23 protein-coding genes are annotated in these 22,310 nt (G+C 70.5%); 13 read left to right on the forward strand and 10 right to left on the reverse strand.

Going from position 1 to position 22,310, the window contains the following annotated elements; all coding sequences use genetic code 11:
* Positions 1–143 precede the first annotated feature (143 nt).
* Together NYZ98_RS36500 and NYZ98_RS36505 are read left to right on the forward strand one after the other, a co-directional pair.
* Complete coding sequence (locus NYZ98_RS36500) at positions 144–1,283, forward strand: FAD-dependent oxidoreductase (protein ID WP_262849026.1); 1,140 nt, start codon at positions 144–146, stop codon at positions 1,281–1,283.
* Positions 1,284–1,560: 277 nt separating this feature from the next.
* A complete protein-coding gene (locus tag NYZ98_RS36505) occupies positions 1,561–1,947 on the forward strand; it encodes a cupin (RefSeq protein ID WP_262849028.1) in 387 nt (128 codons plus the stop codon).
* A 129-nt stretch (positions 1,948–2,076) separates the two neighbouring features.
* Here NYZ98_RS36505 and NYZ98_RS36510 read toward each other — a convergent pair whose 3' ends face one another.
* A complete protein-coding gene (locus tag NYZ98_RS36510; protein WP_262849030.1) occupies positions 2,077–2,769 on the reverse strand; it encodes an alpha/beta fold hydrolase in 693 nt (230 codons plus the stop codon).
* Between the two features lie 240 nt (positions 2,770–3,009).
* Here NYZ98_RS36510 and NYZ98_RS36515 point away from each other — a divergent pair, with 240 nt between their 5' ends.
* The 6 genes from NYZ98_RS36515 (at position 3,010) to NYZ98_RS36540 (ending at position 8,071) form a co-directional block, all read left to right on the forward strand.
* Positions 3,010–3,921: an ABC transporter ATP-binding protein gene (locus tag NYZ98_RS36515; RefSeq protein WP_262849032.1), complete on the forward strand. Its 912-nt coding sequence runs from the start codon at positions 3,010–3,012 to the stop codon at positions 3,919–3,921.
* 12 nt (positions 3,922–3,933) lie between these two features.
* Positions 3,934–4,629: an ABC transporter permease gene (locus tag NYZ98_RS36520; RefSeq protein WP_262849034.1), complete on the forward strand. Its 696-nt coding sequence runs from the start codon at positions 3,934–3,936 to the stop codon at positions 4,627–4,629.
* Positions 4,630–4,632: 3 nt separating this feature from the next.
* Positions 4,633–5,796, forward strand: a complete 1,164-nt coding sequence (locus NYZ98_RS36525) for a sensor histidine kinase (protein WP_262849036.1) — start codon at positions 4,633–4,635, stop codon at positions 5,794–5,796.
* Positions 5,789–6,430, forward strand: a complete 642-nt coding sequence (locus tag NYZ98_RS36530; protein ID WP_262849038.1) for a response regulator — start codon at positions 5,789–5,791, stop codon at positions 6,428–6,430. The genes NYZ98_RS36525 and NYZ98_RS36530 overlap by 8 nt, the downstream gene beginning before the upstream one ends.
* A gap of 100 nt (positions 6,431–6,530) precedes the next feature.
* Positions 6,531–7,022, forward strand: coding sequence for a SigE family RNA polymerase sigma factor (locus tag NYZ98_RS36535; RefSeq protein WP_262849040.1), 492 nt, complete (start codon positions 6,531–6,533; stop codon positions 7,020–7,022).
* The gene (locus NYZ98_RS36540; protein WP_262849042.1) at positions 7,019–8,071 is read left to right on the forward strand and encodes a hypothetical protein; all 1,053 of its coding nucleotides are present in this window, start codon (positions 7,019–7,021) and stop codon (positions 8,069–8,071) included. Before NYZ98_RS36535 ends, NYZ98_RS36540 begins: the two co-directional genes overlap by 4 nt.
* Positions 8,072–8,137: 66 nt before the next feature.
* On the opposite strand, the gene NYZ98_RS36545 is transcribed toward NYZ98_RS36540, so the two are convergent.
* The gene (locus NYZ98_RS36545; RefSeq protein WP_262849044.1) at positions 8,138–8,575 is read right to left on the reverse strand and encodes an acyl-CoA thioesterase; all 438 of its coding nucleotides are present in this window, start codon (positions 8,573–8,575) and stop codon (positions 8,138–8,140) included.
* 1 nt (position 8,576) lies between these two features.
* Positions 8,577–9,206, reverse strand: a complete 630-nt coding sequence (locus tag NYZ98_RS36550; RefSeq protein ID WP_262849047.1) for a TetR/AcrR family transcriptional regulator — start codon at positions 9,204–9,206, stop codon at positions 8,577–8,579.
* Between the two features lie 228 nt (positions 9,207–9,434).
* Between NYZ98_RS36550 and NYZ98_RS36555 the strand changes: the two genes are divergently transcribed.
* Complete coding sequence (locus NYZ98_RS36555) at positions 9,435–11,111, forward strand: serine/threonine-protein kinase (RefSeq protein WP_262849049.1); 1,677 nt, start codon at positions 9,435–9,437, stop codon at positions 11,109–11,111.
* A 47-nt stretch (positions 11,112–11,158) separates the two neighbouring features.
* Here the strand turns inward: NYZ98_RS36555 and NYZ98_RS36560 are convergent, their stop codons facing one another.
* The 6 genes from NYZ98_RS36560 to galU form a co-directional block, all read right to left on the reverse strand.
* Entirely contained in the window at positions 11,159–12,055 is an 897-nt protein-coding gene (locus NYZ98_RS36560; protein WP_262849051.1) for a hypothetical protein, read from the reverse strand.
* A 172-nt stretch (positions 12,056–12,227) separates the two neighbouring features.
* Positions 12,228–12,860 (reverse strand): GNAT family N-acetyltransferase, encoded by a 633-nt coding sequence (locus tag NYZ98_RS36565; RefSeq protein WP_262849054.1) that lies wholly within the window; start codon positions 12,858–12,860, stop codon positions 12,228–12,230.
* A gap of 77 nt (positions 12,861–12,937) precedes the next feature.
* Positions 12,938–13,417, reverse strand: coding sequence for a MogA/MoaB family molybdenum cofactor biosynthesis protein (locus NYZ98_RS36570; protein ID WP_262849056.1), 480 nt, complete (start codon positions 13,415–13,417; stop codon positions 12,938–12,940).
* Between the two features lie 76 nt (positions 13,418–13,493).
* Positions 13,494–13,922, reverse strand: a complete 429-nt coding sequence (moaC, locus tag NYZ98_RS36575) for a cyclic pyranopterin monophosphate synthase MoaC (RefSeq protein ID WP_262849074.1) — start codon at positions 13,920–13,922, stop codon at positions 13,494–13,496.
* Positions 13,923–14,096: 174 nt separating this feature from the next.
* Positions 14,097–15,308: a molybdotransferase-like divisome protein Glp gene (gene glp / locus NYZ98_RS36580; protein WP_262849058.1), complete on the reverse strand. Its 1,212-nt coding sequence runs from the start codon at positions 15,306–15,308 to the stop codon at positions 14,097–14,099.
* Positions 15,309–15,378: 70 nt separating this feature from the next.
* Positions 15,379–16,284 carry a UTP--glucose-1-phosphate uridylyltransferase GalU gene (gene galU / locus NYZ98_RS36585; protein WP_262849061.1) on the reverse strand — a complete coding sequence of 302 codons (906 nt, stop codon included), beginning with the start codon at positions 16,282–16,284 and terminating at the stop codon, positions 15,379–15,381.
* A 24-nt stretch (positions 16,285–16,308) separates the two neighbouring features.
* Here galU and NYZ98_RS36590 point away from each other — a divergent pair, with 24 nt between their 5' ends.
* Positions 16,309–16,875, forward strand: coding sequence for a 5-formyltetrahydrofolate cyclo-ligase (locus NYZ98_RS36590; protein WP_262849063.1), 567 nt, complete (start codon positions 16,309–16,311; stop codon positions 16,873–16,875).
* 98 nt (positions 16,876–16,973) lie between these two features.
* Here NYZ98_RS36590 and NYZ98_RS36595 read toward each other — a convergent pair whose 3' ends face one another.
* A complete protein-coding gene (locus NYZ98_RS36595) occupies positions 16,974–18,044 on the reverse strand; it encodes an LCP family protein (protein WP_262849066.1) in 1,071 nt (356 codons plus the stop codon).
* A gap of 130 nt (positions 18,045–18,174) precedes the next feature.
* Here NYZ98_RS36595 and NYZ98_RS36600 point away from each other — a divergent pair, with 130 nt between their 5' ends.
* The 3 genes from NYZ98_RS36600 to NYZ98_RS36610 all read left to right on the forward strand — a co-directional run bounded on the left by NYZ98_RS36600 (position 18,175) and on the right by NYZ98_RS36610 (position 22,286).
* Positions 18,175–19,677 carry a potassium/proton antiporter gene (locus NYZ98_RS36600; protein ID WP_262849068.1) on the forward strand — a complete coding sequence of 501 codons (1,503 nt, stop codon included), beginning with the start codon at positions 18,175–18,177 and terminating at the stop codon, positions 19,675–19,677.
* Positions 19,678–20,615: 938 nt separating this feature from the next.
* Positions 20,616–20,963: an FmdB family zinc ribbon protein gene (locus NYZ98_RS36605; RefSeq protein ID WP_262849070.1), complete on the forward strand. Its 348-nt coding sequence runs from the start codon at positions 20,616–20,618 to the stop codon at positions 20,961–20,963.
* A 516-nt stretch (positions 20,964–21,479) separates the two neighbouring features.
* Entirely contained in the window at positions 21,480–22,286 is an 807-nt protein-coding gene (locus tag NYZ98_RS36610; RefSeq protein WP_262849072.1) for an S-methyl-5'-thioadenosine phosphorylase, read from the forward strand.
* The last annotated feature ends 24 nt before the right edge of the window (positions 22,287–22,310 follow it).

Below are 22,310 nucleotides of genomic sequence, written 5' to 3' on the forward strand. Positions count from 1 at the left end.
TCGGTGGTGTTGGATCGCTGCGAGCGCCTGCAATGCGTCTTGAGGGGATATCCACGGTCGGTTGTGGCGGTGGTGGGGAGGTATGCGGCAGGTAGCGTGCAAATCATCGTGTGGGTGAGATATCGCTCCTAGCGTCGCTAAGTATGCGGACCGTGGATGTGCTGGTCGTGGGGGCGGGGCTGGCCGGGTTGCATACGGCTCGTTTGCTCGCGTTGCGGGGACTTGACGTGATGATGGTCGACCGGCGCAGGTCGCTGTCGGTGGGCATCCGTACGACGGGGATCTTCGTCCGCCGGACTCTCGATGACTTCGACGTGCCGGATCACCTGCTCGGGCCGGGTGTCCGGGACGTGCTGCTGTATCCGCCGTCGCGGCGGGCGCCGGTCCGGCTCACCAGTGACCGGGACGAGTACCGCGTGGCCGACATGGCGGCCGTCTACGAGCACGCGCGGCGCGCGGCGGAGTCGGCCGGGGCACGGGTTCACCTGGGCGTGCGGTATGTCGGCGCGTCGATGGGCCTTGTGTGGTTCGCGGGTGCGGAACCGGTGGCGGTCCGGTTCATCGTCGGTGCGGACGGTGCTCGGTCCCGGGTGGCCCGTGATCTCGGTCTTGACGTCAACCGGCGCTTCCTCGTCGGTGCCGAGCTCGTCCACCCGGTCGCGTCGGGCACGACCACCCCGGCGTTCCACTGCGTGCTGGATCCCCGGATCGCTCCGGGGTACCTGGGATGGGTCATCGACGACGGACGGCACGCGCACGTCGGCGTCGCGGGGTATCCGCACGCGATGCGCACCGGCATCCGCCACCTGCTGGACGCTTTCGCGGCGGACGCACCCGGCCGTACCCCGCCCGCCGGGCCGGTCGAGCGCCGAGGGGGGCCGATCCCGGTCGGCGGTGTGCTGCGACGGCTGGCGTGCCCCGCCGGGCTGCTCGTCGGAGACGCGGCGGGCGCGGTGTCGCCGCTGACGGCCGGCGGGTTGGACCCGTGCCTGCGCATGTCCGAACTGGCCGCGGCGGTCACCGCCGGGTACCTGCGTACCGGCGACCGGCGCATGCTGGGCCGGTACGACGGGAACGCGTTGCGGACCCGGTTCCGCGTCCGGCTGACGCTGCGCCGCGTGTTCGCCGGCATCCGCTCCCCTGTCGCGGCAGAGGCTGCGGTGACCGTCCTGCGCGGTCGTGCCGGTCGTGCCCTGGCGGCGCGGATCATGTTCGGCGACGGCTCGTTCCCCGACGTCAGCCCACCGCCGGCGGACCTGGCGATCGACCGCCCATACCGGTAACGCCGACCGGCTCACCTGTGGCGGAGCGGAGGTTCTCGTCGCGACTGATCCCGCATCTGAGCGGACACTACTCCCGGCGATGTATCGGGGCCGTCTCTACTGCCCAGGTGCCGGACGGAGGAGTCTCCCCGGGCAGGACGACCGCGGCCCGCTTGAAGACCACGATGGTGGCATGCTCACGATTCAAGTCAGGGCGAGTCGCCGTTACATGAGCCCGGGGGCCGCCGCATCACGCGAGCCACTGAGCGGAAGACCGCCGCTCGAAGGACGTGTCGGCATGACCGTCACCCCGATCGATCTCTTCGCGTCGTTCCTCCGCCTCCACCAAGGCGAGATCCACGCCGGGAACCGGCCGCTCGGCTCCGGCCAGGACGGCTGGCAGCTGTCGGCCTTCCATGCGAAGACCAATGCCGACGTGCACTCCGACCACTGGGAGGTCAACCCCGAGGCCGAGACGGTCGTGTCCTGCCTTATCGGGATCATCCGGCTCTACCTGCGTCCGGAGCGGCCGGGACAACAGGAGGAGGAGATCAGGCTGACGGCCGGGACCGCCGCGATCGTCCCGCGCGGGCGGGGGCACCGGATCGAGCTGGACACCCCCAGCAACATCATGACCGTCACCCTGCCGCGCGGCAGCCGGCTGGAGAAGCGATCCGAGGCTTAGGCCGGTCCGCCTCGAGCCCGCCGCGGCCCGCGTCGGCCGGGTTCCGCGGCGTGGTCAGCCGCAGTTCGCGCAGTCGGGGTTCCGCGGCGTGGTCAGCACGGCCCGCGCAGTCGGGGTTCCGCGGCGTGGTCAGCCGCGGTCCGCGCCGTCGGTGGAGTCGGCGACCTGGAGGAGGACCTTCAGCAGGTCGTTCGGCGCGTCCCGCATGAGGTTGTGCCCGCCGTCCAGCGCGTGCGTCGTCCACGCGGGGTCCTCGCGCAGCCGCTGGTAGACGGGGGTGAACGGTGATTCGCCGTTCCAGTTGGCGGCGTAAACGTAGTCCCTGCGGCGGATGTGCGCGAGGTCGCCGGTGAGCCGGAGCGGCTGGAGCAGCGAGGCGATCGGGTGGGGCGTGGCCCGTGGGTCGAAGAAGGGCAGCGGCCGTACCGCGTAGCCGGTCTCCACCACGTCCATGTACCAGCCCCGCTCGTCGTCGGAGACGATGTTCCAGGCGGAGTCGCCGGCCTCCGGCACCATGGCGTCCATGTACACCAGGGCGTCCACGCGGTCGGGCGCGCGGTCGGCGGCACCGGTGATCACCATGCCGCCGTAGCTGTGGCCGACCAGCACCGCGTCCTGGATGTTCTCGGCGGCCAGCACAGCAGTCACGTCCTGGATGTGCGTGTCGAGGTTCACTCCGCCGTGCAGCAGGTGGCCGCGCTCGCTGACCCCGGTCAGCGTCAGCGGGTGGACGGCATGCCCGTGCGCGCGAAGCCCGCCGGTGAGTTCCTCGAAGCACCAGCCGCCGTGGCACATCCCTGGGATGAGCACGAAGGTACCCATGGTCTTCCCCTCTTTCTCGTGCCGGATCTCGTGTCCGGTGGAGCGCACGGCGCGGCCGCGCTCACCCTACTGTCCGCCGCCGCGAGGTGCGCCTGGCACGATCACCTGCCCGCCGCCGGATGGTGAACACCTCGGGCCGGGGCATCAACCATTCGGTTGGTTCTCCGGTCAGCCGCATCCAGGGATGATCACACCCGGCAGGCCGATTCGCCCGAAGCGCGGGCCGAAGATGCTTGATCCATGGCAGTCATCGAGGTCACCGATCTCCACAAGAGGTACGCGGATCTGACGGTTCTGGACAGGGTGTCGTTCTCCGTGACGGAGGGCGAGATCTTCGGCATCCTCGGGCCCAACGGCACCGGCAAGACCACCGCCGTGGAGTGCGTGGAGGGGCTGCGGCGGCCGGACGGCGGGTCGATCAGGGTGCTGGGGCTCGACCCGGTCAAGGACGGGCGGCGGCTGCGTGAGCGGATCGGCGTGCAGCTCCAGGACACGCAGTTGCCGGAGAACATCAAGGTGTGGGAGGCGCTGGACCTCTACGCCTCCTTCTACGCCAAGCCGCGCGACTGGCGCGAGCTTCTCGAGGAGTGGGGGCTGGCCGACAAGCGCACCGCCCGTTTCGGGAAACTGTCGGGTGGCCAGAAGCAGCGGTTGTTCATCGCCCTGGCGCTGGTCGGCAGCCCGACGGTGGCCTTTCTCGACGAGCTGACCACCGGACTCGACCCGCAGGCCCGCCGTGCCACGTGGGAGCTGATCAAGCGGGTCCGCGCGAGCGGCGTGACGGTGGTGCTGGTCAGCCACTTCATGGACGAGGTGGAAGAGCTCTGCGACAGGGTCGCGGTGTTCGACGGCGGCCGTGTCGTCGCCATCGACACCCCGGCCGGGCTGGTCGACGGGACCGACGCCGAGCACCACATGAGGTTCACGCTGATGGACGGCGACCTGGTCGAACTCGGCGACCTGCCTGGCGTCACCGGCGTGAGCAGGAACGGAAACCGGGTGGTCGTCAGGGGCCGAGGTGACTTCGCCACGGCCGTCACCGGCCGGCTCGCCCGGCATCACATCCTGGTCAGCGACCTGCGCATCGACAAGCGCACCCTCGACGACGCGTTCATCGCGCTGACCGGCCGTTCGTTCGGCCCCACCCACTGACGGAGGACCACCATGACCAAGCTCACCTTCGTCGAACTGAAGCTGCTGGTCCGGGAGCCGGGAGCGATGTTCTCGCTTCTCATCCCGCTGTTCATTCTGGTGATCTTCGGAAGCTCGATCGGGCCGGGCGACACCATGCTCCTGCCGATGGCGCTCGCGATCGCCGTCGGCCTCGTGGGCCTGTACATGCTGCCCACCACCATGGCCACCTACCGCGAGAGGGGCATCCTGCGCAGGCTTTCGAGCACGCCGGTACGTCCCGCGAGCATGCTGGTCGTGCAACTGATCCTGCAGTTCGTCCTCGCGGTGGTCTCCTGCGGCCTGCTGGTGATCTTCGCAGGCACCGTCCTGGGCGCTCACCTGCCCACCCGGGGGCCGTTGATCGCGGTGACGTTCCTGCTCGGCACGGCGGCGATGTTCGCCATCGGGCTGCTCATCGCGGCCCTGGCCCCGAACGGGCGGGCCGCCAACGGGGTGGGTGTCCTGCTGTACTTCCCGATGGCGTTTCTCGCGGGACTGATGCAGCCCACGGATAAAATGCCCGTTATCTTGGCTCGTATTGGCGAATACACCCCTTTGGGGGCTTTCCGGCAGAGCATGCAGGATGTCTGGGCGGGCGGCGCCCCCGATCCGCTGATGTTGGTGGTGATGGCCGCGTACGCCCTGGTCATCAGCATCGCCGCGGCCAAGTTCTTCCGCTGGGAGTGAGAGATGACCGGGCGGCTCGACCAGTGGGAGAAACTCCTGGACCGCCAGATGGCGGCCGCGCCGTACATCCTGCTGACGATCTCCACCGTGCTCGCCCTCCTCGTGAACGGCCGGTCGTGGCAGACGATCGCGCTGGCCGCGTCGGCCGCCGCCTGGATCCGGCTGGTGCCGCGAGGCGTGGTCTACGTGACGGGCCTGGTGGTCCTGGTCGGAGTGCTCTGCACGCAGGGGATATGGTTCGCCAGCTTCTTCGGCTTCGCCGGGTACCTGCACTCATGGCAGTACCTGAACGGCACGTGGCGGTTCGCCGGGGTGACCGCCACGGCGGCGATCAGCGTCGCGGCGTACAACGGCGGGTTGCCCGACCCCACCCCATCCGCGATCTTCACCTACCTGTTCTTCACCGCCGCCATCGTGACCGTGGTCGGCCTGTTCAGCTTCTTCGGCGACATCACGGCCGAGCGCAGCGCCGAGCGGAAGCGGACCGTGGCGCAGCTTGAGAAGGCGATGAAGGAGAACACCGGTCTCCAGGCCCAGCTCCTGGTACAGGCGCGGGAGGCGGGTGTGCTGGACGAGCGGCAGCGCATGGCGGCGGAGATCCACGACACCCTCGCCCAGGGCCTGGCCGGCATCATCACCCAGCTCCAGGCGGCGCAGCGGGCCGAGGACTGGCGGCACCGCGTGGACAACGCCGTACGGCTGGCGCGGGAGAGCCTCACCGAAGCGCGGCGCTCCGTCAACGCGGTCGGACCCGGCCAGCTGGAGACGACGCCGTTGCCCGAGGCGTTGCGCGAGCTCGTGGCCCGGTGGAGCGAGCTCAACGGGGTGCGCGCCGACGTCACCATGACCGGTACGGTCCGTCCCATGCATCCGGTGGTGGAGGAGACCCTGCTCCGCACCGCGCAGGAGGCCCTGGCCAACGCGGCCAAGCACGCGGGCGCGTCCCGGGTCGGGCTGACCGTTTCGTACATGGAGGACGTGGTCACCCTGGACGTGCGCGACGACGGCGCCGGATTCGACCCGGAACGCGTCCGGGACGGCGGCGGCTTCGGCCTGACCTCGATGCGCACGCGCGTCAGCCGCCTGGCGGGCACCCTGGAGATCGAGTCGGAGCCCGGTGGCGGCACCGCCATCTCGGCCAGCGTTCCGGCGATGGCCCGTGGCTGAGCCCCCGATCCGGTTGCTGATCGCCGACGACCACCCCATCGTCCGTGACGGCCTCCGCGGCATGTTCGCCGGCGACCCGGGCTTCGAGGTGCTCGCCGAGGCCGGAGACGGCGCGCAGGCGGTCGAGCTCGCACGGGCCCTGAAGCCGGACGTGATCCTCATGGACCTGCGGATGCCGAAGATGGACGGCGTCGCGGCCATCAAGGAACTCGCGCGGCTCGGGGTCACGGCACGCGTCCTCGTCCTCACCACCTACGACACCGACAAGGACGTCCTGACGGCCATCGAGGCCGGCGCCACCGGCTACCTGCTCAAGGACACCCAGCGCGACGACCTCATCCGCGCCGTCCGTACGGCGAGGCGGGGCGAGGCCGTGCTGTCCCCGTCGGTGGCCACCCGCCTCCTCGGTCAGGTACGCGCTCCCGCCGACCCGCTGAGCGCGCGGGAACTGGAGGTCCTGGACCTCATCGCCCAGGGCACCACCAACCGCGAGGTCGCCGCGCGCCTTTTCGTCAGCGAGGCCACCGTCAAGAGCCACCTGCTGCACATCTACCTCAAACTCGGCGTGAACGACCGCGCGGCCGCCGTCGCCGTCGCCTTTCGCCGAGGCCTGCTCGACCTGGAGAACGACTGACGACGCGGAAACCCGTCGCGTATCCGATGTCTCGCGCGGACAACCTCCGGGCGTGCTCGATGCGTCAGTACCGTCAACGGGCGGTGGCTGGAGGCAGGGTTTGGCAGATCGAGCGATCTACGCGGATTTCGTGGCGACGCGGTCCGATCGGTTGCTGCGCGTCGCGTACATGCTGACGCACGACTGGGCGACCGCGGAGGACCTCCTCCAGGAGTCGCTGGTCAAGACGTGGTTCGCCTGGCCGAGATTGAGCGAGCCGGAAGCGTACGCGCGCAAGGTGCTGGTGACGACGTATGTCTCCTGGCGGCGAAGGCGCTGGCGGCACGAGCTCCCGAGCGATGAGCTGCCGGAAGGCGTACGCGCCGGTGACGGAAGCGAGAAATCGGATGAGCGCGACGCGATGTGGCGTGCCCTCGGCAGGCTGCCGGTGAGACAGCGCGCGGTGATGGTGCTGCGCTTCTACGAAGATCTCTCGCTGGCCGAGGCGGCCGATGTGCTCGGTTGCGGGATCGGCACGGTCAAGAGCCAGACCGCGAAAGCGCTGGCCAAGCTGCGAATGGACGACTCGATCGTGAAGGAGCTGTGTCGATGAGCATGCATGAGTTGCGCAGTGTCCTGCGCGAGCGTGGCGATGACGCGCCCGCGCCGAATCCGGCGCGATACGCCCAGGTCGAGGCGCGCATCAGGCGAACCCGGCGGCGCCGGCGCGGCGCGGCGGCGGCCGCGGTACTGGCCGCGGTGAGCGTGATGGCCCTGCCGCTGGTGGACCTGACGCCCGGCCGGCCCCGCGACACCACGACAGCGGCCGTGCGGCCGTCCCCCGACCTTCCTGGGCGGTTCACCGCCGACGACGGGGCCGAGTACACACGCCTGGCCGTCACCAGGCTCGAGCCGCCCGGCCGGCCGAAGGCCATCGTTACGGTGCCGGTGTCGGGCAGACCTCTCGACATCGCGGCGACCTGCGACGGCGGTGAGAAGGCACAGGTCCCTCCCATCACCTCGATCGACGGGAAGGTGTCGATCGAATCGAGCTTCATCGGGCCGTGCACGAAGAAGATGACGCTGAAGCCGCTGTCAGTGCCCAAGGGCGCCAGTGAGGTGACGATCAAGTTCACCATAAGCCGGGGCGAACCTTCGGCCTGTGTGCAGGGCTCGGGCAAGAAGACCTGTGAACCCGTGACCGGACCGCAGGACCAAGCCGTCTGGCATTTCGCCATCTATGAGTGGCTGCCCGCGGAGACGCCCAGCCGGCCGCGGGCGCCCAAGGCTTTTCCCGAGCGTGTGGAGGGGGAGAAGCTCCTTGAGGTGCGGAACGGCACGTGGCCGCAGAACTCGGAGGCCACGTTCAAGGTCATGGGCAGGGGCCGCAAGCTGGGCCTGGACCAGCTCTGCACGGGTACGCTGGCCGACCGCATGCGTTACACCTACCAGGTGAACGGCCGCGACCTCGGCGTCGCCGGCGACTGCGCCGTATGGACGACCGGGTCGTACCCCATGGCGATCAGCGAATTCGACGCGCCCGCGGGTAAGTGGATCACGGTGCGGCTCAGGTGGGAAATGCCCGGCGCGCCGACCGGCCGGCCCGTCCGATGGTCGGTCGGGCTCTTCGAGCAGGTGAAGAAAGGGGACCCGAGGCCATGATGGCCCGCCGTCCCGGCTTGTGAGCGGCCTGGACCATCGGCGGAGAAACGGTCACCGGGGAGTGCGTCACGAGGTGTGCATCAGCGGGACGATGGCCTCGCGTACGGAGGGGCCGATCGGGCTGGGGTTCAGGGTCGTCTGGTCGATCTTCACCTGGACGCGGCGGCCTTCGGCGTGGACGACCGTGTGGTCCCCGGACAGGACGCGGAAGCGGTACACCACGCTGGTCGTGCCGAGGTGTTCGACCCAGAAGTGGACGGCGACCTCGCCCACCGTGGTGACGGGGACGTGGTAGGTGATGGTGAACTCGCGCACCACGAAGAAGACCTCGGCGAAGTGCGGCAGGGCCGGGTCGAACGGCCAGCCGTGCGTGGCCCAGTATGCCGTGAGCGCGCGTTCCAGCAGCAGCACGTAGCGGCCGTTGTGGACGACGCCCATCGCGTCGAGGTCCTCGAAGTGGATCTGGACGGGCTGGGTGTGCCCGATGCGCAGGGCGGTGGTCATTTCAGGCCTCCGGTAGGACGCTGGGGTCGGTCGCGAGGGCCCGGAGCCGGTCGAGCACGGCGCGCCGGGCGTAGAGGTAGCTGCGTTCACGGCGGAGCAGGTGGTGGTGGACGACCACGGCCTCGCCGAGCGCCTCGACCTCGAAGGCGAGCTGGCCGGCGTCGGTGCCGGGCCGGAGCTCTCCCCGTTCGACGGCCTGCGTGGTGAGCCGGTTCAGCAGGTCCATCCACTCGTCCTTGGCCTGGACGACGGAGTCGCGGACGGGACCCGGCCGGTCGTCGAGTTCGGCGCCGACGGCGGCGAAGAAGCAGCCGCCGGGGAGCGTCCCGGCCTCGTAGAAGGCCAGGCGGCGTTCGTGCAGGGCCCAGAGCCGCGGCAACCCCTTGGGGGCGCGCAGCGCGGGCCGGACGATCTGCTCGATGAACTGCCGGCGGGCGTGCTCGATGATCGCGAGCTGGAGACCCTGCTTGTCCGGCCAGTGCACGAAAAGCCCCGATTTGCTGACGCCGAGGGTCTGCGCGAGCCGGGCGAGGGACAGGCCCTCAAGACCCTCCACCGAGGCCAGTGAGACCCCGGTGTCCAGCACGGCCTGGCGGGTCCGTTCCCCGCGCAGAAGTCGTCCGTCGATCATGCCCCGACTCTACCAAACAATCTGACCGACCGGTCATCAATATTTATCGACGTGCACCACGCCCGGCCTGGCGACAGGGGTGTTTCGGCGGGGCCGAGATGAGGGTTGTGGTCGCCGACCTCCAGGTGGAAGGCGGTGGAATGTCGTCGTTCTCCGGCGCCGGTCCAGGGCCACGGACTACGGTGGGCCGGGGCATAGGGTGATCATCCGATTGTGCGGGGTGAAGCGGTGACGGTTCCTCGCGTGCTGAGGTCCGGCGAGCCCGAAAGCATCGGTGACTACCGGATCTCCACGCTGCTCGGCGAAGGCGGCCAGGGCACGGTCTACCTCGGGCGATCAGCCGACGGGACGCAGGTGGCCATCAAGCTGCTGCACGCCCGGTTCTCCCCCGACGCCGAGGTCAGGCGGCGGTTCCTGCGCGAGGCCGAGGTCGCGGCGAGCGTCGCCGCGTTCTGCACGGCCAGGGTGATCAGCACGGGCATGGCGGGCGACCGGCCGTACATCGTCAGCGAGTACGTCCCCGGCCCTTCGCTCGACCACCTTGTCAAGACGGACGGGCCGCGCACCGGCAGCGGGCTGGAACGGCTGGCGGTCGCCACACTCACCGCGCTGGCCTCGATCCACCAGGTCGGGATCGTGCACCGGGACTTCAAGCCGGCCAACGTGATCCTCGGCCCCGAGGGCCCGGTGGTGATCGACTTCGGCATCGCCCGCGCGCTCGACCACATGACGAGCAGCACCCACCTGGTCGGCACCCCCGCCTACATGTCGCCCGAGCAGTTCACCGAGGCGCCGGTCACGGTGGCGTCCGACATGTTCTCGTGGGCCAGCACGATGGTCTTCGCCGCGACGGGGCGGATGGCGTTCCCCGCCAAGGCCGTCCCGGCGATCCTGCACGCCATCCTGAACGGTCAGCCGGACGTCTCGGGCGTGCCCGATCCGTTGCGCGCGATCGTCCTCGCCTGCCTGGCCAAGGAGCCCTCGGCCCGCCCGCCCGCCGCGCGCCTGCTGCGCGACCTCACCGGCAACCACGCCACCCCCCGCACCCTCCTGGAGCGGCAGCCCGGCGGTCCGGGCACCGATCCAGGGTCACCGCCCGGTCCGGATCTCGAACCGACGTCGCCGGGGGTCAGGGCCGCCGGGACCAGGTCGTCCCGCGGACCGCTCGCGCGCCGGTGGCCGGTGCTCGCGGCGGCGGCCGCGGCCGTGGCGCTGGCCGTGACGGCGGCGGTGATCTTCGTACCCTCCTTGCACGGCGGCGACAAGGGGGCCGAGGCGGCCGCGCCGGGCGACGGTACCTTCACCCTCGCGGCGTTCTCGCACGTCGACGTCCTCGACCGCTTCACCGACGACACCTCCGGCGCGTACGCCGCGTACCGGCCGGAGAACAACGAGACCATCCCGGTGATCAGCAGCGGCGACGGCAGGTTCACCGGCGCCGACTCCGAGCCGTTCTTCGGCATGATCGCCGGGCCCGGGCTGCCGTCCTCGGGGACCGCGGTCAGCATCGTGACCGCCGGTACGTTCGCCGGCACCGGCGCGCCGGAGGACAGCATCTTCGTGGGCTGGGTGAAGGACGGGAACAGTTACGTGACCGCCTGGTACAACAACACCCGCAAACAGTCGGGGCTCAACGTGCAGGTGGGCGGCGCCTTCGTCAGCACTCCCGGCGAGACGCCGCTGACCCTGCGGCGGGGCGACCGCTTCGCACTCCTGCTCTCCGGCACGATGATCACCTCGTACGCGGAGAGCGCCGGGGTGTGGCGCCGGCTCGGCACCGCCGCCATCGGCGACGTCCTCACGACCGCGCAGGCACGGCAGCAGTACCGCTACGGCTTCGGGCTGCGCGGCTCGTCCGGCGGGATCAGCATCACCAGGACGGAGGGCCGCAGCGTCCCGAGCTAGGCTCTGACCGCCTCGCCACGGCCGACTCGGTGCCCGCCGAGGCTTGATCAGTCGCCCACGGCGCGGCGGGTGCGGTCGGCGTACTGGTCGAAAGGCTCGACGCGCCTGCGGAACTCGATGATCTCGGCCTCGGCCTGCTGCGCGGCGAGTTCCACGGCGAGCCGATGCTCGCGCTCCTGGCGCTCCCGTTCCGCGCGGGCCCGCGCGGCCTCGGCGCGCCGCTCGGTGTCCGCCCCGACGGCGACGCGCAGGACCGCGAGGTAGGACACCAGCAGCACGACGGAAGGCGCCACGCTCCACCACGGCGCCACGCCCACGGCCGCCGTCACCAGAGAGGCGATGTGCAGTAGCACGCTCCAGAGCAGCCAGCGGCGACGCCGGGCCATCACGCTGGCCCGGCGGCGGAACTCGATCGGCGGCACCTTCCCATTGATACCTGATGGGGAACCGGACGAACCATCGGACGGCACATCGGAAACCTGCTCGGACACCCCGGAAACCGGCGGCGCGACGGGACCGGACGCCTCGGCCGGGCCCTGGGCGTCCCTCTCCGCGGGGGACGACGCATCGGAGGCATGACCACGAAGCCCCGCACGCTGCTCGGAGCGTGCGTCGGCGCGCTGGTCTGCGCGAGACTCGGTGCGCCGCTCGGTGCGAGGCTCTGCACGCTGTTCGGCGCGTGGCTCGGCGGGGGCGAGTTCCACGGTGACCTCGTCGTCGGCGTCGGCGTCGAGCGGCGCGCGGGCGGCCGGGATCTCGTGCACGGGGACGTCGCACAACGTGTCGCCGTCCGACTCGGCGGAGCCGTCGGACTCCTCGCCCTCCTCGCCCTCCTCGTAAAGATCGTCGATGTCGACCGTGTGGCGGTCATAGCGCAACCACATCGGCACCAGGACGCACAACCACATGAGCACGATGCCGAGATAGAGGAAGGCGCTAAGCATCAGCCCACCCCCGGGCAGCGTGAACACACCACGGGGCGGGCGCCGTCGCAAATGTGCTCACGTCACGCACCGTAGGACCGCGTGTCACTGGTTGACGAGTATTCAGTGCGGTGTGTCGCGAGATCGTCAACCTGTTTATCCCCAGGCCTGCGTCAAACCTGTATATAGCTGGCTAGGAGGAGCCGTCGTGAGCGGTCTTCTCCCGGGTCTGCCTCCACTGGGCCAGCAGCCCCCGGGGCACGTCCTCGAGGGTCAGCGCGTAGCAGATGTGGTCGCGCCAGGCGCCGTCGATGTGGAGCTGCCGCCGCCGGACCCCTTCCTCGCGGAAACCGAGCTTCTCCACCACGCGCCGGCTGGCGTGGTTCTCCGGCCGGATGTTCGCCTCAAGCCGGTGCAGGCCCACCGTGAAGAAGCAATGGTCCACGGCCATCGCGAGCGCCGTCGGGGTGATCCCGCGCCCGGCCAGCGCCCCGCTCACCCAGTAGCCGACCTGGGCCGACCGCGCGGAGCCCCAGACGATCGCGCCCACCGTGAGCTGGCCGGCGAACGCCCCGCGCCAGGTCACGACCCACGGCAGCGCGAGCCCCTGCCGCGCCTCGCGCCGAAGCGTGCCGACCATGGAGATGTACGGCCCGAGGCCCGTGCGGAACAGCGGGGTCTCGGGGTTGCTGGGTTCCCACGGCCGCAGCCAGTCGGCGTTGCGCAGCCGCGTCTCCCGCCAGGCGTTGACGTCACGCAGACGCAGCGGCCGGAGGCCCACCGGTCCCTCGTCAAGGGTCACCGGCCAGCCGCGAAGTCGATCCACGGATCAATCATCCCCTGTCCGGCCCCCAATTCGCCATGGCGGCCGTCACGACCTCGCCTCCCATGGCCGGGGGCCGCTCAGGGGCGGGGGTGGTCGCCGCCCCTGATCTGGTCGACGGCGTGCCGGAGCACGGGGGCGAGAACGGCCATCCCGTCCCGTACGCCCCCCGATGATCCGGGCAGGTTCACGATGAGGGTCGTGCCCGCCTGCCCGGCGAGCCCGCGCGAGAGGATCGAGGTGGGCACCTTGTCGCGGTTCGCCTGGCGCACGGCTTCGGCGATGCCGGGGATCTCCCGTTCGATCACCCTGCGGGTCATCTCCGGGGTGAGGTCCCGCGGGGTGAGGCCGGTGCCCCCGGTGGTGACGATCACGTCGTACCCGTCCCGGACGCCCTCGCGCAGGGCGGTCTCGACCGGCTCGCCGTCGGGCACCACCCGAGGGCCGTCCACCGTTTCGCAGCCCGCCTCGGCGAGCAACGAGGCAAGCAGTTGCCCTGATTTGTCGGGGTAGACCCCGGCGGCGGCCCGGGTGGAGGCCGTCACCACCAGGGCCCTCACAAGCGAATCCCGGCGAAGGTCCTCGCGGTCGGGTCCAGGGACGGAGCCCGGCGGCGACCCCCGCCACGGAGGGCCCTCACGGGCGGGTCCAGACGCCGGTCTTGCCACCGGTCTTCTCCTCGACCCGCACGTCGGTGATCACCGCCGCCGGGTCCACCGCCTTGATCATGTCGATCATCGCCAGGCCCGCGACCGTCACGGCCGTGAGCGCCTCCATCTCCACGCCCGTACGGTCGGCGGTCTTGACCCGGACGATGATCTCCACGCCCGCGTCGACCACGGCGATCTCCACCTTGACGCCGTGCAACGCGATCGGGTGACACAGCGGGATCAGGTCGGGGGTGCGCTTGGCCCCCTGGATCCCGGCGATGCGGGCGACCCCGATCGCGTCCCCCTTCGGGACCGTGCCGGACCGCAGCACCGCCACCGCGTCCGCCGACAGCAGCACCCGCCCGGAGGCGCGCGCCGTACGGACGCTGACGTCCTTGGCGGACACGTCGACCATACGGGCGGCGCCGGACTCGTCCAGATGCGTCAGCTCACCCACAGCGCACCACCTCCCTCACGCCGGAACCCTCTCCACTGTCGCGGGGCCCGGTCGTACGTTCACAGCGAAGCCCACTCGCGCGTTCACAGCGGAACCCGCTCGCGCGTTCACAGCGGGGCCCGGGTCGCCGGTTCACAGCGGGATCACCTCCACCGTCGCGCCCTCAGGCAGGCCGGTGACGTCCTCGGGCACCACGATCAGGGCGTTCGCCCCCGCGAGCGCCGCAAGCTGGTGGGACCCCTGCCCGTGCACGGGGACCACCGTGGCCGCACCCCCGTCCGCGACCCCGAGGACCCCGCGCAGGAAGGAACGCCTGCCCGCCGGCGAGCGCAGCGGCGCCATCGTCGTCGCCGTGACGGTGGCCGGCGGCGTCGCGGGCAGCCCGCGCATCCGGGCGAGGGCAGGCTTCACGTACAGCACGAACGAGACGTACGACGAGACGGGATTGCCGGGCAGCGTGAAGATCGGTACGCCGCGCTCGCCCAGCAGCCCGAAACCCTGCGGCATCCCCGGCTGCATGGCGATCTTCTCGAACCGGATCGGCCCCAGCGGGGACAGCGCCTCCTTGACCGGCTCGTAGGCACCCATGGAGATGCCGCCGGTCGTGATCACGGCGTCGGCCTCGCCGAGCAGGCCGTTCAGGGTGGCGAGGAACTCGGCGGGATCGTCGCCGACGGCGCGCCGGCGGTACGCCTCCCCGCCCGCCTGCCGTACGGCCGCGACCATGGTGAAGCTGTTGGACTCCCAGATCTGCCCGTGCCCCAGCGGCGTACCCGGTTCGACGAGCTCGGCGCCGGTGGACAGCACCACCACCCGGGGACGCGGATGGGCGAGCACCGTCCGGCGGCCCACCCCGGCGAGGATGCCGAGCTGGGCCGGGCCGAGCACGGCGCCCGCCGTGAGCACGAGGCCGCCCGCCAGGACGTCCTCCCCCGACCTGCGGATGGCGTTGCCCAGGGGCGCGGCCCGGCGGATCGCGACCTTGACGGTGCCCCCGTCGGTCCACTCGACGGGCACCACGGCGTCGGCGCCATCGGGCAGCGGCGCCCCGGTCATGATGCGCGTGACCAGGCCGGGCTCCACCCTCCTCGGCGCCGTGTCGCCGGCCGCCACGTCCACGGTGACCGGCAGCACCACAGGGGCGTCGTCGGCCGCCGCCGCGACGTCCGCCGCGCGCACGGCGTACCCGTCCATGGCCGAGTTGTCGAACGGCGGCAGGGCGACCGGCGAGGTGACGTCCTCGGCCAGTGTGGCGCCGAGCGCCGCGTCGAGGTCCAGCTCGACCGGGTCCAGCGGGCGGACCGCGGCGAGGATCTCGGCCAGGTGCGCGTCGACCGTCTTCATCGCGCCCGCCGGCGGGGGGAGGGATCGGCCGGTTCCACGGAACTCACCGGGCATACGGGGCATACGGGGCTCACGGCGCGACTTCGTCCAGGAACTCGCGCAACCACGGCATGAAGTCCGGGGCCAGGTCCGGCCGGTCCGCCGCGAACTGCACGACCGTGCGCAGGTAGTCGAGCTTGTTGCCCGTGTCGTACCGGCGGCCGCGGAACAGCAGGCCGTGCACGGGGCCGCCCTCCTCGGTGGAACGGCCCGCGAGCTCGAGCAGGGCGTCGGTGAGCTGGATCTCGCCGCCACGCCCCGGAGGGGTGTTCTCCAGCACCTCGAACACCGCGGGGTCGATGACGTACCGCCCGATGACCGCCCAGTTGGACGGCGCCTCGTCCGGGGCGGGCTTCTCCACCAGGCCGGTGACCCGGACCACGTCGTCCTCCGACGTCGGCGAGATCTCCGCGCAGCCGTACAGGGAGACCTGCTCCCTCGGCACCTCCATCAGCGCGACCACGCTGCCGCCGTAGGTGTCCCGCACCTCGATCATGCGCTTGAGGAGGTGGTCGCGGCGGTCGATCAGGTCGTCGCCCAGCAGGCAGGCGAACGGGTGGTTGCCGACGTGCTGCTTCGCGCACAGGACGGCGTGACCGAGGCCCTTCGGCTCGCCCTGCCGCACGTAGTGGAACGTGGCGATCTCGACGGGTTCGAGCACCTGGGAGAGCCGCTCCGAATCACCCTTGGCGGCGAGCACCTCCTCCAGCTCGTACGCTCTGTCGAAGTGGTCCTCGATGGAGCGCTTGTTCCGGCCTGTCACCATGAGGAGATCGAGGAGCCCGGCCGACACCGCCTCCTCGACCACATACTGGATGGCCGGCTTGTCGACGATCGGAAGCATCTCTTTGGGGGTCGCCTTGGTGGCCGGCAGGAAGCGCGTACCGAGACCGGCGGCGGGGATGACGACTTTCGTCACAGGATCGTAGTCAGCCATGGATGCACCTTAATGGAGGGCCGAGTGGACAAGGCGGAGCTGCGCCGGAGGATCGTCGCCGCACGTGCGGGGCTCGCCGATCCGCGCGGCCCGGCGACCGCGATCAGGGAAACGCTACTCGACCAGCCTTGGGTGCAGATGGCCGGGCTGGTCGCGTGCTACTGGTCGATGGGCACAGAACCGGCCACCCACGGACTGGTGTTCGCCCTGTGGAAGCACGGCGCCACGGTCATCCTGCCCGTGCTCCAGCCGGACGGCGACCTCGACTGGGCCGTCTACGACGGGCCCGGCTCGCTGGCCCCCGGGCCGCGCGGCCTCATGGAGCCGGTGGACACCCGGCGGGGCGTCGACACCATCCGCACGGCCGCGCTGGTGATCGTGCCCGCGCTGGCCGTCGACCCGGTCACCGGCATCAGGCTGGGACGCGGCGGCGGCTCGTACGACCGGGCGCTGGCACGGGTGGGGCCGAACGTGCCGAGGGTCGCGCTGCTGCACGAGGGGGAGCTGATCGGCGGCGTCCCCGCGGAGCCGCACGACCAGGCGGTGTCGGTGGCGGCCCTGCCGTCGGGAATCGTCCCCATCCCGGGCTGACCCTTTCGCCCGGCGTAAGGCCTGGGTCGTGGGTCGTGGGTCGTGGGTCGTGGGGCGTCGGCCGTCGCTCGTGGTCGTGAGGCGCCGGTCGCCGGTCGTCAGGGGAGGATCGTGAGGTCGTTCAGGCCGCCGCTCTCCCTGAAGTACTCCCCCAGCGTGTCGTTCCTGATCGCCTCGTAGAACAGCGCCCCCGCCTGCCTGTTGAGGCGGACGACGCTCGCGCCCTTGACGGTGGCGGTGCCGAGCGTGGGCAGCGTGGTGGAGTCGACGGTGTCCGGCCGGATGTCCCTGAGCTCCAGCGCGAGGTCGCGCAGCGTGCCCAGCGTCACCCCGGAGTCGACGCTGACCGCCCGCGTGAGCGCCTCCAGGAACCCGTTCAGTTTGAACGGATCGGTCAGCAGCTCCCTGCTGATGATCTTGTGCCCCATCGCCCCGATGAACGCCTGCTGGCGCTTGATCCGGTCGAAGTCGCCACCCGGCAGGTTGTACCTCTGCCGGACGAACAGCAGGGCCTTCTCCCCCTCCAGATGCACGCGGCCCTGCGGCCAGGTGATCTTGCTCATCGGGTCGTACACCTTGCGGGCCACGTCCACGTCGACGCCGCCGATCACCTGCGTCATGGTGACGAACCCCTGGAAGTCCAGGGCCGCGAAATGGTCGACACGGACCTTCGTGAGGTTCTCCACCGTCTTGATCAGCAACTGCGGGCCACCGAACGCGTACGCCGCGTTGATCTTGTTGTTTCCGCGACCGGGGATCCGGACATAAGAGTCGCGGGGGATGCCGATGAGGGTGAGCCGGTCCCGGTCGGCCGGGATGTGGACGATCATGATCGTGTCGGCCCGCTGGTTGCCCGACTCGCCTGGACGCTTGTCAGAACCGATGAGCAGCCAGTTCTGCGCGTCGCCCGCCGCCTTGGCCGGGCGCCCGGCCTCCTCGGGGAACGCTCCAGGGATGCGCTCGATGTTGCCGTTCAGCGTGATCTGACGCTCCATCACCAGAGCGAACCCCGCGGCGAACACCATGGCGAAGATCAGGCCGGTCACGATCAGGAGCCGGCGGACCAGGCTTCGTTTCCTCTTGGGCGGCTTCGCCGGGGTGACGTCCTGGTCGGCGGCCGATTCGTCCTTCCTCGCGTTCTCCAGAACCGGGGAAGTCTCGTCGATCACGCCGTCACCTGATACCCGTCGCCATAGCACCGCATGTGTCGCGTGTGACGGTAGCCCATAGCCGTTCATCATGGTAGTGGCGTATACGAATACGACACAATGGACGGACGTGACGCGAGAGAGGAGGCAGGTGAACCTGAACGTCTGGCTACTCCTCGCGTCCGTCGTCGTCATCGCCGCCATCGCCTCTGTACGAGTAGCGCACCGCACAGGGCTGCCCAGCCTGCTGATCTACCTCGCCATCGGGCTGCTGGTCGGCGAGGCGGGACTGGGCATCCAGTTCGAGAACGCCCATCTCGCCCAGCAGATCGGCCTCGCCGCCCTGGCCGTGATCCTGGCCGAGGGCGGTCTCACCACCAACTGGCAGCACGTACGCCGGGCCGTACCGACCGCGCTGGTCCTCGCCACGGCGGGCGTCGCCGTGAGCGTGCTCGCGCTCGCGGGTGCCGTGTACTGGCTGCTGGACATGGACTGGCGCACGGCCCTGCTCATCGGCGCCATCCTCGCCTCGACCGACGCCGCGGCGGTGTTCTCCGTCCTGCGGCGGCTCCCCCTCCCGCAGCGCCTCGCGGGCATCCTGGAGGCCGAGTCCGGGTTCAACGACGCGCCCACCGTGATCGTCGTCGCGATGCTCAGCCAGGTGAACACCCCGATGCCCACCGTCGGGAACGTCGTGCTCGACGCCGCGTTCGAACTGGCCGTCGGCTGCGCGGTCGGCCTCGGCATCGGCCCGCTCGGCGGATACGCCCTGCGCCGGGTCGCCCTGCCCTCATCCGGCCTCTACCCCATCGCCGTGCTCGCCCTCGCGTTCGTCGCCTACAGCGGCGCCGCCCTCCTGCACGGCAGCGGGTTCCTCGCCGTGTACCTGTCGACGCTCGTCCTGGGCAACGTACGGCTGCCCCACAGGGCCGCCACCCGGGGCTTCGCCGAAGGGGCCGCGTGGCTCGCCCAGATCGGCCTGTTCGTCATGCTGGGCATGCTCGCCAGCCCGCACGAACTGCCCGCCGCGATCGTCCCCGGGCTGATCGCCGGGCTCGCCCTGCTCCTGCTGGCCAGGCCGCTGTCGGTCATGGTCTCGGCGCTGCTCGTACGGGTGGGACGGATCGACCGGCTCTCCTGGCAGGAACAGGCCTTCCTGTCATGGGCGGGACTGCGCGGCGCCGTGCCGATCGTCCTGGCCACCATCCCCTGGGCGACCGGGCTCATCGGCGCGAAAGGCGTGTTCAACGAGGTCTTCGTCATCGTGATCGTCTTCACGATGGTCCAGGGACCCACGCTGCCGTTCCTGGCCCGGGTGCTGGGGGTGAGCGCGCCCGACGAGGCCCGCGACCTCGGCGTCGAGGCCGCACCCCTCGAAGAGCTCAACGCCGACCTGCTCCAGATCACCATCCCGCCGGGGTCCGGGCTGCACGGCGTCGAGATCTTCGAACTGCGGCTGCCGTCGGACGCGGCGGTCACGATGGTCGTACGCGAGGGCCGTTCGTTCGTCCCCGAAGGCTCCACCCGCCTGCGCGCCGAGGACCAGCTCCTGATCGTCACCACCGCCGCGTACCGGCAAACGGTCGAACGCCGCATGCGAGCGGTCAGCCGCCGAGGCAAACTGGCCGGCTGGTACGGCGAACGCGGCGAATAAGGTCCTCGCCTTCGGCTCGGGCATATTCCCAGGCTTAGCGGCCCTGCCGTCCCCCCGATCCCGCGATCATCACCTCTCGCACCCTTTGGCCTGTACTGGGCACCGACGCGGCAGGACAGGGTACGGCGAGGCCGCCGCCCTGTACGGCGCCGAACCGGTGAAAAGGTCCTCGCCTTCGGCTCGGGCAGTATCCCCATGGCCTACCGGCCCTGCCGCCATTCCCCTGCCCCACCGACCCCCGCCCCCCGACTCCAGCCCTCCAACCCTCGGCCCAAAACTCCCACCCCCGACCCCCGACCCTCGAATCCCGGCCCCCGGCCCGACTCCCGGCTCCCGATCTCACGATCATCTCCTCGCACACACTGGCGTGTTTTGGGCGCCGATGCGGCGCGACGGGGTACGGCGATTCCGGCGCCTTGTGCGGCGATGGACCGGTGAACGGAGTGCCGGAGTGGCGATAGGCCGTCGGCCGTCAGGCTCAACGCCCGAGCCGCAGCGAGAACCGTCCCTGTCTGGATATTGCAGTGTTTGGCAGGGGACAGGCACTCATGAGGGCGTCCCAGCCCGGAAAGCCGTCGGCGCAAGACGGTGATCTCGGGCAGGGGTCTCCCCAACACCCGCCGCGAACCGCCCCAACCCGGACGCGATCAGCAGCCCCAGTCCGTAGAAGCGACGGGCCTCGTCCCGCTTCGCCGGACCTGGAGCCCGGAGGCGCCCTAGAATCCCACGGACCCCACTGTCAGGAGCGAACAGCGCCTCCTACAGGCCCCACGCCGCCCGATCACACCGAGCCTCCCAGGGAGTCTCAGGCGGCGGCAGGCCGAGTCCCTGCCGGGGATTAGAACCCGCCTGGGTGGCGTTTAGCCTAATCGGCTGCGTACCATTAGCAGTCGCACGGGTAGAGTGCCAGTCTGCGCGAGCCACACGAGGAGGAGTCCGTGCCCACCTACCAGTACGCCTGTACCGCTTGCGGTGAAGGGCTCGAGGTCGTCCAGCGATTCACCGACGACCCTCTGACCAAGTGCCCGAGCTGCGACGGCCAGCTGCGCAAGGTGTTCTCGGCCGTCGGCATCGTCTTCAAGGGCTCCGGCTTCTACCGGACCGACAACCGCTCGTCCAACTCCTCCGTGCCCGCGACGGCCTCCGGTGGCTCTTCTTCCTCGTCCTCCTCCGGCGGATCCGGCGACTCGGACTCCAAGAGCTCCAGCGGCTCGAAGGACTCCGACTCCAAGAGCTCCAGCACCACCAAGAAGGACTCCACCCCCGCCGCCAGCTCCGCCGCCTGACCCTCCGGGTTGTACGGCCCATTCGCCGTACAACCCACCCGCACATCCCTCGTACCTCATGCCACCCCGGTTCGCGGCACATTCTCGCGCGCCCAACCCAGCGCCATTCCACCTCGTTACGTCGGGCGCCCAACCCCGCGCGATTCCACCTCGTTACGTTCTCGCGCGCCCAACCCAGCGCCATTCCACCTCGTTACGTCGGGCGCCCAACCCCGCGCGATTCCACCTCGTTACGTTCTCGCGCGCCCAACCCAGCGCCATGCCACCTCGTTGCCACCACCACCCGGCGCCGAGGCGGCGGGAAGCTGTACGGCGAACTCGGCGCCGCCCAACGGCGGCCAGCCGGCAATCAGGTGACGTAGCAAATCGGGCGATCGAAATAGGATGCGCCCATGGCCAGCTGACCCCTGGCGCCAAAGGACAACCAACCCCTCTCCCTCCCCCTCCGGCGCGAGTTATCCACAGGTACCGCTTCCGGCTTCTTCGCCACGAGATCCGGACGCTAGTGTCTGCGCCATGGTCATGAGAGCGGACATCGGCGTCATCGGCGGCTCAGGGTTCTACTCCCTCCTCGACGACGCCGAGGAGATCGACGTCGTGACGCCGTACGGGCCCCCGAGCGACACCATCACGATCGGGCACATCGGCTCGCGTGCCGTGGCCTTCGTGCCCCGTCACGGCCGTGACCACCGATTTCCTCCCCATCGCATCCCCTATCGCGCCAACCTCTGGGCCCTCCGCTCCCTCGGCGTCCGCCAGGTGCTTGCCCCGAGCGCCGTGGGCTCCCTGCGCCTGGAGTACGGCCCGGGAACCCTGGTGATCCCCGACCAGCTCGTCGACCGCACCTCCGGCCGCGCGCAGACCTACTACGACGCGAGCGGCGCGGTCCACGTCCCCTTCGCCGATCCCTACTGCCCGAACGGCAGAGCCCTGGCCCTGGCGAAGGCCGAATCCGGCGGCTGGAACACCGCGGACGGCGGCACTCTCGTCGTCATCGAAGGACCCCGCTTCTCCACCAGGGCGGAGTCACGATGGTTCACCTCCAACGGCTGGTCGATCGTCGGCATGACCGGCTATCCCGAAGCCGTCCTCGCCCGCGAACTGGCCCTCTGCTACACCACGCTCGCCCTGGTCACCGACCACGACGCCGGCGTGGACACCGGCGAAGGCGTCACCCAAGACGAGGTCTTCGCATTCTTCGCGGCGAACAGCGAGCGCATGCGCGCCCTCGTGGGTGCAGTGGCCGCCGACCTCCCCACAGACCGCACCTGCCCCTGCGGCACCGCCCTCGACGGCATCGATCTCCCCTTCACCCTCCCCTGACCGCCCCTCCGCCCCTCCGCCCCT

Source organism: Sphaerisporangium corydalis (assembly GCF_025506355.1).
Classification (GTDB): Bacteria; Actinomycetota; Actinomycetes; order Streptosporangiales; family Streptosporangiaceae; genus Sphaerisporangium; species Sphaerisporangium corydalis.

What these genes read in the sequence shown, in the direction of transcription:
- NYZ98_RS36500 (WP_262849026.1), top strand. Translation starts at nt 144, where the DNA reads ATGCGGACCGTGGATGTGCTGGTCGTGGGGGCGGGGCTGGCCGGGTTG.
- galU (WP_262849061.1), bottom strand. Translation starts at nt 16,284, where the DNA reads ATGGCTGACTACGATCCTGTGACGAAAGTCGTCATCCCCGCCGCCGGT.
- NYZ98_RS36515 (WP_262849032.1), top strand. Translation starts at nt 3,010, where the DNA reads ATGGCAGTCATCGAGGTCACCGATCTCCACAAGAGGTACGCGGATCTG.
- NYZ98_RS36525 (WP_262849036.1), top strand. Translation starts at nt 4,633, where the DNA reads ATGACCGGGCGGCTCGACCAGTGGGAGAAACTCCTGGACCGCCAGATG.
- NYZ98_RS36545 (WP_262849044.1), bottom strand. Translation starts at nt 8,575, where the DNA reads ATGACCACCGCCCTGCGCATCGGGCACACCCAGCCCGTCCAGATCCAC.
- NYZ98_RS36520 (WP_262849034.1), top strand. Translation starts at nt 3,934, where the DNA reads ATGACCAAGCTCACCTTCGTCGAACTGAAGCTGCTGGTCCGGGAGCCG.
- NYZ98_RS36505 (WP_262849028.1), top strand. Translation starts at nt 1,561, where the DNA reads ATGACCGTCACCCCGATCGATCTCTTCGCGTCGTTCCTCCGCCTCCAC.
- NYZ98_RS36510 (WP_262849030.1), bottom strand. Translation starts at nt 2,769, where the DNA reads ATGGGTACCTTCGTGCTCATCCCAGGGATGTGCCACGGCGGCTGGTGC.
- NYZ98_RS36550 (WP_262849047.1), bottom strand. Translation starts at nt 9,206, where the DNA reads ATGATCGACGGACGACTTCTGCGCGGGGAACGGACCCGCCAGGCCGTG.
- NYZ98_RS36610 (WP_262849072.1), top strand. Translation starts at nt 21,480, where the DNA reads ATGGTCATGAGAGCGGACATCGGCGTCATCGGCGGCTCAGGGTTCTAC.
- moaC (WP_262849074.1), bottom strand. Translation starts at nt 13,922, where the DNA reads ATGGTCGACGTGTCCGCCAAGGACGTCAGCGTCCGTACGGCGCGCGCC.
- glp (WP_262849058.1), bottom strand. Translation starts at nt 15,308, where the DNA reads ATGAAGACGGTCGACGCGCACCTGGCCGAGATCCTCGCCGCGGTCCGC.
- NYZ98_RS36540 (WP_262849042.1), top strand. Translation starts at nt 7,019, where the DNA reads ATGAGCATGCATGAGTTGCGCAGTGTCCTGCGCGAGCGTGGCGATGAC.
- NYZ98_RS36560 (WP_262849051.1), bottom strand. Translation starts at nt 12,055, where the DNA reads ATGCTTAGCGCCTTCCTCTATCTCGGCATCGTGCTCATGTGGTTGTGC.